Annotated in this window: 8 protein-coding genes; all 8 read left to right on the top strand. The window is 65.6% G+C overall.

Going from position 1 to position 10,032, the window contains the following annotated elements; all coding sequences use genetic code 11:
* The first annotated feature begins 265 nt into the window (after positions 1-265).
* The 8 genes from DD1DGNOD_RS12645 (at position 266) to DD1DGNOD_RS12610 (ending at position 9,963) form a co-directional block, all read left to right on the top strand.
* Complete coding sequence (locus tag DD1DGNOD_RS12645; RefSeq protein ID WP_131770201.1) at positions 266-1,141, top strand: MurR/RpiR family transcriptional regulator; 876 nt, start codon at positions 266-268, stop codon at positions 1,139-1,141.
* 120 nt (positions 1,142-1,261) lie between these two features.
* Entirely contained in the window at positions 1,262-3,409 is a 2,148-nt protein-coding gene (locus DD1DGNOD_RS12640) for a PQQ-binding-like beta-propeller repeat protein (RefSeq protein WP_131770200.1), read from the top strand.
* A 554-nt stretch (positions 3,410-3,963) separates the two neighbouring features.
* On the top strand, positions 3,964-4,950 hold the full coding sequence (locus DD1DGNOD_RS12635; protein ID WP_165036643.1) for a substrate-binding domain-containing protein: 987 nt from the start codon (positions 3,964-3,966) through the stop codon (positions 4,948-4,950).
* A 41-nt stretch (positions 4,951-4,991) separates the two neighbouring features.
* Positions 4,992-6,353, top strand: coding sequence for a metallophosphoesterase (locus DD1DGNOD_RS12630; protein WP_131770198.1), 1,362 nt, complete (start codon positions 4,992-4,994; stop codon positions 6,351-6,353).
* Positions 6,350-7,174, top strand: a complete 825-nt coding sequence (locus DD1DGNOD_RS12625) for an ATP-binding cassette domain-containing protein (RefSeq protein WP_241255681.1) — start codon at positions 6,350-6,352, stop codon at positions 7,172-7,174. Before DD1DGNOD_RS12630 ends, DD1DGNOD_RS12625 begins: the two co-directional genes overlap by 4 nt.
* The gene (locus DD1DGNOD_RS12620) at positions 7,171-8,244 is read left to right on the top strand and encodes an ABC transporter permease (RefSeq protein WP_131770196.1); all 1,074 of its coding nucleotides are present in this window, start codon (positions 7,171-7,173) and stop codon (positions 8,242-8,244) included. Before DD1DGNOD_RS12625 ends, DD1DGNOD_RS12620 begins: the two co-directional genes overlap by 4 nt.
* 119 nt (positions 8,245-8,363) lie before the next feature.
* The gene (locus DD1DGNOD_RS12615) at positions 8,364-9,092 is read left to right on the top strand and encodes an HAD family hydrolase (protein ID WP_206443131.1); all 729 of its coding nucleotides are present in this window, start codon (positions 8,364-8,366) and stop codon (positions 9,090-9,092) included.
* 160 nt (positions 9,093-9,252) lie between these two features.
* Positions 9,253-9,963 (top strand): IS6 family transposase, encoded by a 711-nt coding sequence (locus DD1DGNOD_RS12610; RefSeq protein WP_131770195.1) that lies wholly within the window; start codon positions 9,253-9,255, stop codon positions 9,961-9,963.
* The last annotated feature ends 69 nt before the right edge of the window (positions 9,964-10,032 follow it).

Below are 10,032 nucleotides of genomic sequence, written 5' to 3'. Positions count from 1 at the left end.
GGTCCGCCATGTCTTGCTTTCCCATAACGCAACAGACCCCGACGACGACCCATCACCTGATCATGTCCGGCCGGCGGCCTCAGCACCCGCGCCCAGCAAACGCAACAGTGCCAGCACGCACGGAAGACGCAGCATTGGATCTACACCCGCGGCCGATCTCTGTGACTGAAACAGATTTTCATGATGTGCCGTTCAGTGGAAGATTCATTCACGGTTCACCTTCGGGCATCTGGCCGTTGTCCCGACGCGCCTAGCGTGACGTGCCGTGACCAGTGAGACGACGGCGGTTGAGGGTGGCGCTGACACGCTGGCCGTCCTGGAGCGCATCCGGGCGCTGTCGGCGTCGATGTCGTCGGCAGAGCAGCGGGTGGCACGACAGGTCCTCAGAGACCCGGCAGCAGTCATCCACCAGTCGGTCAACGAGCTGGCGCAGGCAGCGGGAACCTCGCCGGCGACCGTGGTGCGGTTCTGCCAGGGCCTGGCCCTTCGGGGCTACCAGGAACTCAAGCTCGCCCTGATCCGCGAGACGCTGCCGCATGACCGGCAGCTGGTCGACGAGGTGTCCGTGGACGACGGCCCGGACAAGATCATCAGGAAGGTGCTTGGTGGTGCGGCGAGTGCCCTGACCGAAGCCGCGCGAAGCATCGATAGCGCCGCGCTGGCGACGATCGCTGACCTGGTCGTCGCCGCGCCCCGTACCTTGTTCGTGGCGGTGGGGACGTCGGCGCCGCTGGCGATGGATACCGCCTACCGGCTCACCACGGTCGGTGTCGATGCGCGTTTCGCCGGGGACGCGCATGTGCAACACGTCACCGCCCGCATGCTGGCGGTGGGTGACGTGTGCATCGCGATCAGCCACACCGGCTCCACCGTAGAGACGCTCGCGGCGGTGCGGGCGGCGGTGGACGCCGGGGCGCATACCGCCGCGATCACGAGCTTTGTCCGGTCACCGTTGACCGAGCTTGTGCGGCACACGGTGGTGGCGGGCAGCCGGGAGACTGCTTATCGCATCGAAGCGATGACCAGTCGCATCGTGCACCTGTCGGTTCTCGACGCCCTGTTCGCCCTGGTGGTGCACAGCCCATGCAGCCGTGACGCGTTGGCGATGACCGCCGACGTGCTCATCGAACACCGTATATAGCCGCTTACTAGACCCGGCGACGCCCACCAGCCCCGATCACGCCCTCCAGCCGCAGCCCACCCTGCGCCGTCCCGAAACGGTGATCTTGTGCTGTCCGGTAGCAGATGAAGGAGCCCTCCCATGCGGGGATCAGTACAGTACGTCAATGGTACCGCAGTGCCGAATGTGATGGTCAGTGACGGGCATCAGGTGACGCGTACCGCTGGCGACGGGACGTTCAGCATCGACCCGTCCGGCGCGTTCGTGTTCCTGACTCGGCCCGCGGGGTACACGGCCGCCCCGTGGTTCGCTCCGGCGTCGGCCGAGCGTGTGACGTTTACACTGCGGCGGCAGGAGGAGGTGTTCCCGTACCGGTTCGTGCATGTCTCCGACCTGCACCTGTCGGTCGACAACGGCGCGCGGTTCTACCCGCCGGGTGTGGAGATGGGCATCGAGAGTGTGCTGGCGTCGTTTCTGGCCGGGTTGCCGGACCGAGCCGCCGACGTGCAGTCGGTGATCGCCACCGGGGATCTGACTGATCTCGGCCTAGACGACGAGTACGTGCAGTTGAAGGCGGCGCTGGCGGCCAGCCCGCTGCCGGTGCATGTGCTGCCGGGCAATCATGACCACATCGCCGGCGTGCTGCCGCTCGCCGGCACGGGTATCGAGTGGGTCACGACCCGCACCGGATACCTGACGCATGGCGCCGACCCGGCCGGGTACGAGCGGCACTTGGGCCCGCGATGGTATGCCTTCGACCTGCCCGGTCTGCATGTCGTCGCGCTCGACTGGCACACCCACGAGGTGGGGCTGGACAACGCGGTGCAGGACGCGTGGCTGCGGGCCGACCTGGAGACGGTGGGCACGGGCGTGCCGTGGATCCTGCTCAGCCACGACCAGCCGTGGACGTCGATCCTCGACGGCCTGCCCAGCCAGCCGGTCGCGACGTTCTCCGGGCACCGGCACACCAGTCGGGTCGTCCGGGTCGGCAAGACGTTGCACGTCAACACCCCGACGCCGATGTTCGCCGGGTTGGACTACTCGCCCCCATCGTACCGGATCGTGCGGTGGGACGGGGAGAAGATTGGTCTGGAGACGCGGGCGGTCGCCCCGACCGGGCTGGAACGCGCGACGTTCTCGATACCCTCGCGGGCCGTGGCCGGGATCGTGACCGGGCGGCCGACGTATGTGCGCTGGCGGCACCAGCTGGCTGGAGCGGGTCACCGCTCCCCGGTGCGGGTGCACGGCGATCGGGTGATCGCGCCGGTGAAGCGGGAAGACGAGGCCTCCGGCGCGGTCGAGGTGCTCTCCCTCGCTGACGGCTCGCTGCGCTGGCGGGCCGAGTCGCGGGCGTCGGTGAAGGGAACACCGGCGGTGTACGGGGATGTCGTGGTGGCCGTCGAGGTCAGCGGGGACACGGTCGGCCTGGACGCACAGACCGGTGCCGAGCGGTGGCGTGTCCCGTCACCGGACCCGCTGCGGCTGTTCGCCTGGGCGGACCCGGTCATCGCCCGCGACACCGTGATCGTGGGCGATCTCGCGCATGTCCGTGCCCTCGATCCGACCACCGGCGCGCTGCGATGGGAGCGGGTCGGCCTGTCCGCATACCAAACGCTGGTGGCGCAGTCCAACCCCGTCCTCGCCGGGGACGTGCTGATCCTCGGTAACTTCCCGGCACCGGTCGGGATGGCCGGCCTCGACGTCGCCACCGGCGAGACGGTGTGGCGCCTGGGTGGCAGGTCCAAGGACATCCTCGGGGGGCTGTATCCCATCGGCACACCGCTGTACGACGAGCTGAGCACCGCGCTGTACGTCCCCACCCCCAAAGGGCTGGTCGCGGTGGATACGGTGACGGGCGCGGAGCGGTGGACGTCCACGACCGACCTGCCGCACAACCCGGCCACCCCCGCGGCCACCCCCGACGGCATCGCGACCGTCTTCGGTGGCGATGCCGTGGTGCTGCTCGACCGCGGCGACGGAACCCAGATCTGGCGCACCCCGGCCAGGCGGAGCCCGGGGTCCGAGCTGGCGATGGCCAGCTACACCCGCACCCCGCAGGTCCTGTTCGCCGGACCCACCACCGTCCCGCAGGGCGACGGTTCGGTTCGGCTTCTCCTGCCGGGGCTGGACGGGCACGTGCACGCCTTCGACGGCGCCTCGGGCAAGCCGCTCGCCGACGTCGACGTCGGCTCCCCGATCGCCGCACCCGCCGTCGTCACCGACGACACGGTGCTGGTCCTGTCCGTCGACGGCACAGTCAGCGCCCTCGACCGCGCCGCCTTCGCTTGAACCGCCCCACCAGCCACGGGAAAGGATTGCGGTGACACTGAGCCACACCGGCCTCGGTGTTTCGTGAACGCCGAGCCTCCTACCCGCGGGGACGTCCTGAGCTGCATCGATAGGCAATATGTCCAGTTTTGTGCGTGCACTTTTTTGGTGCAGGCTCGGCGGCCCGTCATCGCAGGTCACAGTGTTTTTGATGTTCAGTCATGAAAAATCGAGGCCGGAGCGACTAATGAGACCGTAGGCGCTGCTTGCAGCGCACGCGTCGGCGGCGCCGCGGTTGTCGCAATAACCAGCTTTCACAACAGCCCGCTAACGGAAGTCGCAACAACTGTGCTCGTCGCCGGGAGTCGTGAAACCCGGTACCGGGTGGAGGCGATGACCAGCCGCCTCGTGCACCTTACTGGTTCTTGACAGCCTTTTCGTCGCTCTCGTTCTGCGGAATCCTGACCATACTCGCATCGTTCAAACCCTAACCGCTGACGTTCTCGCGGAGCACCGCTACTGATTCGCTCTACTCAATTCCGGCTTCCTATCTGTGCATGAATCCTGGAGTAACCATGACGACAAAACGGAAAACACTTGCGACCACGCTTACAGTACTTTGCGCGGCGACGCTCGTCGCGTGCTCGTCGAGCGGAAATACATCCTCTACATCTGCGGCGGGCAAGTCGATTATCTATGTGGCGCCCAGCCACGTCGGTGCCTATGTCGCTGTCGCCTGTGGGGTTCAAGCGCGAGCTTCGCAGTATGGGATGACGTTCACCGCGCAATATGCGACGACATTCTCAGCCGCCGCGCAAACACCTCTCATCAACGCCGCTGTCGCGGCGCACCCCGCCGTCCTTCTTGTGTCGGCCGCCGACACAAAGGCTCTTGATGTGCCACTGAAGCGAGCCGCCTCACAAGGAATCAAGGTAATCACTGTCGCTAATGGGATCGACGACCACAGCTTCTTGACGAGCGTCATCGAGGGAAACAACACCGAGAACGGAACGAAGACGGCCGACCTTCTCGCTCAGCTGGCGAACGGGCGCACGGGGGACGTCGCCTACATCGGCTTCAGGCCAGGCGGGAGCGCCATTACGGACGCACGTCAAAAGGCTTTCGAAGCCGAGATCAAGAAGCACCCCCATCTGCACCTCATTACGCCGACCATCGTGGGTCAGGTCGATGCGACGACGGGGGCCGCGGCAACGAACGCGATCCTGTCTGCTCACCCCAACCTGCTGGGCATCGTCGGTTCGTTCTATCCCATGTCGAACGGCATGGCCCAAGCATTGCGTGAGCGCGGAGTTGCAGGGAAGGTGATCGCCCTCCAAATGGACTCCGATCCCACCGGGGTCGATGACATCAAGAATGGAAGCCTATCCGGACTACTGGCCGAAACCTTCCGTGATGAGGGAACTGCCGCGGCCCAGCAGGCGTTCAACGCGGTCACCGGAAAACCGGTGACGACGAGCGTCTCAACAAACCCGGTCGTATTCACGAAGGACAACGTAAGCGACCCGAGCATGCAGAAGTACATCATGAACGACCACTGCTGAGCTGCCTCAACAGACCGCCACTATCCGACGGAGATCGACCCATGTCAGACATCCGCCTTCTACTGACCAACGACTTCTTTGGCTCGTTTGCTCGACAACCGACGTCGTGGGGGACTCTGCCAGGTGGAGCGGCACTTCGGCGACGCATTGATACACTCCGTGAGGATGCAGGTACGGCGGTGTGGCTCGACGCTGGTGATGTCGCCGGCGGCGGGCCCCTCGCCCCAGTCTCTGATGGCGAACTGAGCTGGGCAGGTGCCCTAGAGCTCGGTATCGATCTGGCCGTCCCCGGCAACCATGAGTTCGACTTCGGGGACACGCCTGTCTTGACTTGGGCCGCGCGGTCGAATCTTCCGCTCGTTGCAGCCGACGAGGAGCTCCAGCAGCTCAGTCCGCTCTTCCATGAGCGCTGGATGATCACCGCGCCAAGCGGGCGCACGCTGGCTGTGGTTGGTATCAACCTTGCCGAACGGCGCGGCCGTACAGTGTGGGACCGTGCCGGCGATCTCGATGCCGGTGCGAAGCGAGCTCTCGCCGTCATCGCCGAGCTTCCCGACGACGTCGATCATGTGGTCGTCGTTGTGCACGACGGCGTTCCCGAGTCGTCGGGGCAGGGTTCGTTTGATGCCGGGCCGCGGATGAGCGGCTTCTGCGCGGCGCTTCGAGGCACAGTGGACGCCGTCGTCGGCGGTCACACGCTCATGCGTCACATCGGTGAGATTGCGGGGGTGCCATACATCCAGCCGTGGGCGCTCGGGGTAGAGGTCGGCGTACTTGATATCGACGAGCTGGGCGTGCATCTGGACGCGGTGGGTGTCGCGCCGCCCCCGGAAGGGGAACTTGGCTGGAGGGGCACCGGCAGCCGTACGATCGCCGAGCTGGCGTCGCGCGTTATTGCCAATATTCACCGGCCCCTTACCGACCCGGCAACCCCGCAGTCGGAAGCGCTGGGGGCAGCGGTGACACATGGGCTGCTTGCGATCACAGACGCGGACGTTGCGCTGACCACCACCATCGAGGTCGGCTGCGGACAACTGCCGATCGACGGAATCAAGACCTACCTTCCAGCGGGACCGATCACCGAGGCTGACGTCTACCGAGCACTCCCGTGGCCGGGCGGCACACGCGGCGACGAAATGTGGGCCGCCGAGCTCACGACCGACGAGGTGGCCATGCTGAGCCGAGGGCTCGACATCGCTATTCCGACCGGCGTTTCCTGCCACCGAGCCCTCCGGAAGGAGGATCATGCCAGTGGAGTCACGCTGGTGAGCAGCAACTACGTGCGAAATGCGCGCCGAATGCTTAAGCGTGATGTCGAATGGTGGCCGGCGGGCGTCGGGCTGAGGGACGGCCTGCGGGCCTACCTCGGGACAGGCGCGGCGGCTGCCAGGACGGCGTCGTGAGCATCCAGGACATCGACCCTCCAACACAAGCACCTGTATTGGAGGTACGCGGAATAACCAAGCGATACGGTCACGTAGAGGCATTGAGGGGGGTTGACCTGGTGGTACCGCCAGCAACGGTCGTCGGACTCATCGGCGACAACGGGGCGGGGAAGAGCACTCTGGCCAAGATCCTTTCTGGCGCCGAACAGCCCGACTCCGGTGAGCTTCTCCTGCGCGGGGAACGCACGACATTGGCTACGCCGGTGGCCGCGCACGCTGCTGGTATCGAAACGGTCTTCCAGGATCTTGCCCTTGCGCCTGATCTTGATGCAGCGAGCAATCTGTTCCTTGGTCGAGAGCGTCGACGCACTGGGCCGCTGGGTTGGCTCGGGTGGCTTGACCGGAGCGGAATGCGTCGCGAAGCGAGCGAAGCCTTCGAGCGGCTCGGCGTTCAGATTAAAGACGTCACCGGCCCGATCGCGTCGTACTCCGGCGGCCAGCGCCAGGGCGTAGCCGTGGCCCGCTCGGCGTTCTGGGCTCACACCGTGCTATTGCTCGACGAGCCCACGGCCGCGTTAGGCGTCGTACAGACCGGGCAGGTTCTTCAGCTCATCCGCCGAGTCCGGGATAGCGGAATCGCGGTGGTGTTAATCAGCCATAACATGCCCGACGTTCTAGCGGTTTGCGATCGGATTACGGTGCTACGGCTTGGACGGCGGGTATCAGATCTATCCGTTGAAGAAGCAACGACCGAGCGACTCGTCGCGGACATGACCGGCGCCTCGATCGCGGACGACCCGCGGACGGCGAACATCGACTGTGAGGCGGGCAGCACGTGACCGAACTTAACGAGCGAACAGATACCACCACATCTCCGAACGTCCGCGAAGAGCCGCGGCGCGCCTTGCCACCGACCGGTAATGGCGTCTCGCGCCAGCGTGGAGCGCTGGTGGGCGCAGTGGTTCGCAGTCAGGAAGCGGTCGTCCTCGCGGTGTTGATCGCTCTGCTTGTCGGCTTCGCAATAGCGAAGCCGAGCAACTTCGCGACCAGCGGCAATCTGGAGAACCTCGCGCGCGACGCCGCCGTTCTCCTGGTGCTGTCCATCGGCATCACCTACGTGACGATCATGGGTATGTTCGATCTGTCAATCGGCAGCGTCCTGGTATTCAGTGAGGTGGTCGCTGTCAAGGCGATGGGGGGACTTGGCACGGACAATGCAGGCACGGCACTGCTCGGCGCGGCCGTTGCCGTCGTCGCGGGCACCGTTTGGGGCCTGCTCAACGGCGCGCTCGTCGCCAGGCTCCGGTTATCGCCGTTCATCGTTACGCTGGCTACGTTCGGTGCCGCCCTTGGCGCGGCGGAGCTTGTCGCCAAGGGCAACGATCTGACGGCGGTCCCTTCCACGCTGTCAACGTTCATTGGCATTGACACGTTCGCTGGTGTGCCCAGCCTGGTTGCGATCGCCATAATCATCGCAGTCATTGGCGGCGTGCAACTGGCAAAGAGCCAGTTCGGCCAGCTCACCTACGCGATAGGCAGCAATCCCGAAGCAGCCCGCCGCGTAGGTATCCGCGTAACCCGACACATAGTTGCCGTGTACGCAGTCGTCGGAGCTCTGGCCGGCGCGGCCGGATTCCTCGATGCAGCGCGCTTCGGGACGACGAGCATGGGTGGACACAGCAACGACGCTCTCGCAGCCATTACGGCGGTTGCCCTCGGGGGCGCCAGCCTCTATGGGGGCCGCGGAACCATGCTCGGCACGGTCATCGGTGTCAGCATCCCGGCGGTGCTACAGAACGGACTGGTGATCCTTGGGACCCAATCCCACTGGTACCAGATCATTGTAGCGGCCGCGCTCATCGCGTCGATCTATCTGGACCGCCGCCGACGCGAATCAGAGCGGCGCTAGCTCCGGTGCGGCGGAGCGCGACGCATCGCTCGGTCGATACCCGTCGCCTCAGCCGCTGGGCCTGCCGCGATGAAGGCACGACACGAACGTTTGGACTATTCAGACATTGATGGAGATAGATGATCACCCCCGAGATGCTTTCCGACCGCGGTGCGAACCAGCGAGCAGGGGACAGGCAGCTGCCAGCCGCGGTGGTGTTTGACTGCGATGGATTGCTCGTAGACAGCACGGCAGCCTGGACCACCGCGTTCGACGAGGCAGCCGCGGCCGTCTCCTTCGAGCTGGACAACGCGATGCGCATGCGATTGCTCGGCAGCTCCGTCGCGTCAGGGGCCGCGCGGATCGCGCGTTGGAGCAAGCAAGCAAACGAAAATGGCTTGATCGCATCGGTACTTCACCAATCGTTGCGGCGTGCGGTGAGACTTGACCCTCCTCGCGTCATGCCAGGCGCGGCTGCCCTGCTTGCTGACCTAAGCGGCAGCGTACCGATGGCGGTCGCCTCGAACAGCCCGTCTGACGTACTCGTCGAGATGCTCACCGGTGCGGGATTGGACGTGGCGTTCGACGCGACCATCGCTGCGGACGATGTCGACCTACCCAAGCCTCACCCAGAAGTCTACCTCACTGCCTGCTCGGCCCTGGCAGTTGATCCGCGCGACGCAGTCGCCGTCGAGGACTCTAGGATTGGGGCAATTGCCGCGCAGCGGGCTGGCCTAGCAGTCGTTATCGTCACCACCGGAGACTGGCCGGAGAGCGCACCCCTGCCGTGGCCAGCGGAAGGGCGCCCTGTCCTGGTGACCTCGTCCCTGACCGAGCCAGCCGTCATTCGTCAGCTCATGCCGTCATGACGAATCCTGACGCGAAGATTCGCCACGGTTTCGGGCGTGCTTGAGTCCTCCGGGACTTGCGCTGCGCGGGTCGCTGGTCGTGAGGTGGGTTCAGGAGGCGTCGGCGAGGGTGACTGGGTCTGTTGCATCCGCAGAATCCTTGGTCAGGCATGGTAGGTGGATGCGTCGACGTGCCGTCCGGCCGCCGGTCCCGGCATCGGAGTTCACCGGGTTCCGGTTCCCACCCGAGGTGATCGTGCTGGCGGTCCGCTGGTACCTGCGCTACACGCTGTCGTACCGGGACGTCGAGGAGCTCCTGGCCGAGCGCGGCCTGACCGTCGATCATGTGACTGTCTATCGGTGGGTGCAGCGGTTCACTCCGCTGTTGATCGACGCTGCCCGGCCCTGCCGACACATTCCCGGGGACAGGTGGTGTGTCGACGAAACCTACGTGAAGGTCTCGGGCCGGTGGATCTACCTGTACCGGGCGGTCGACCAGTACGGCCAGGTCATCGACGTGTTCGCCTCCGAGCACCGGGACCTGGCCGCGGCCCGGCGGTTCTTCACCGTCGCGTTGTTGCACGGCCGCCGCCCGGTCGAGGTGACCACCGACCAGGCGGCGTCCTATCCGCGGATTCTCGACGAGCTGCTGCCCGCTACCCGCCACATCGACGTGTGGCGGGCGAACAACCGGATCGAGTCCGATCACAGCCAACTGAAAGCCAGACTGCGGCCGATGCACGGGCTGAAACGCGTCCGTTCCGCCCAGACGGTCAGCTCCGGGCACGCGTTCGTCCAGAACATCCGCCGTGGCCACTACGAACTTGGCGTCGACGCCGACCCGCACATGCGGGTGTCGGCTGCCTTCGTCGAGCTCACCCTGGCGGTCTGACCAGTATTCAGGCAGGGTCCGCCATGTCTTGCTTTCCCATAACGCAACAGACCCCATGGGTCTGCGAGG

Origin of the sequence: Candidatus Protofrankia californiensis, from assembly GCF_900634765.1 — a bacterium.
Lineage (GTDB): Bacteria > Actinomycetota > Actinomycetes > Frankiales > Frankiaceae > Protofrankia > Protofrankia californiensis.
This window is presented reverse-complemented; position numbering and strand designations above follow the sequence as displayed.

Bases quoted from the DNA above. Each gene is read 5' to 3' on its own strand.
- DD1DGNOD_RS12640 (WP_131770200.1), top strand. From the start codon at position 1,262: ATGCGGGGATCAGTACAGTACGTCAATGGTACCGCAGTGCCGAATGTG.
- DD1DGNOD_RS12635 (WP_165036643.1), top strand. From the start codon at position 3,964: ATGACGACAAAACGGAAAACACTTGCGACCACGCTTACAGTACTTTGC.
- DD1DGNOD_RS12630 (WP_131770198.1), top strand. From the start codon at position 4,992: ATGTCAGACATCCGCCTTCTACTGACCAACGACTTCTTTGGCTCGTTT.
- DD1DGNOD_RS12615 (WP_206443131.1), top strand. From the start codon at position 8,364: ATGATCACCCCCGAGATGCTTTCCGACCGCGGTGCGAACCAGCGAGCA.
- DD1DGNOD_RS12610 (WP_131770195.1), top strand. From the start codon at position 9,253: ATGCGTCGACGTGCCGTCCGGCCGCCGGTCCCGGCATCGGAGTTCACC.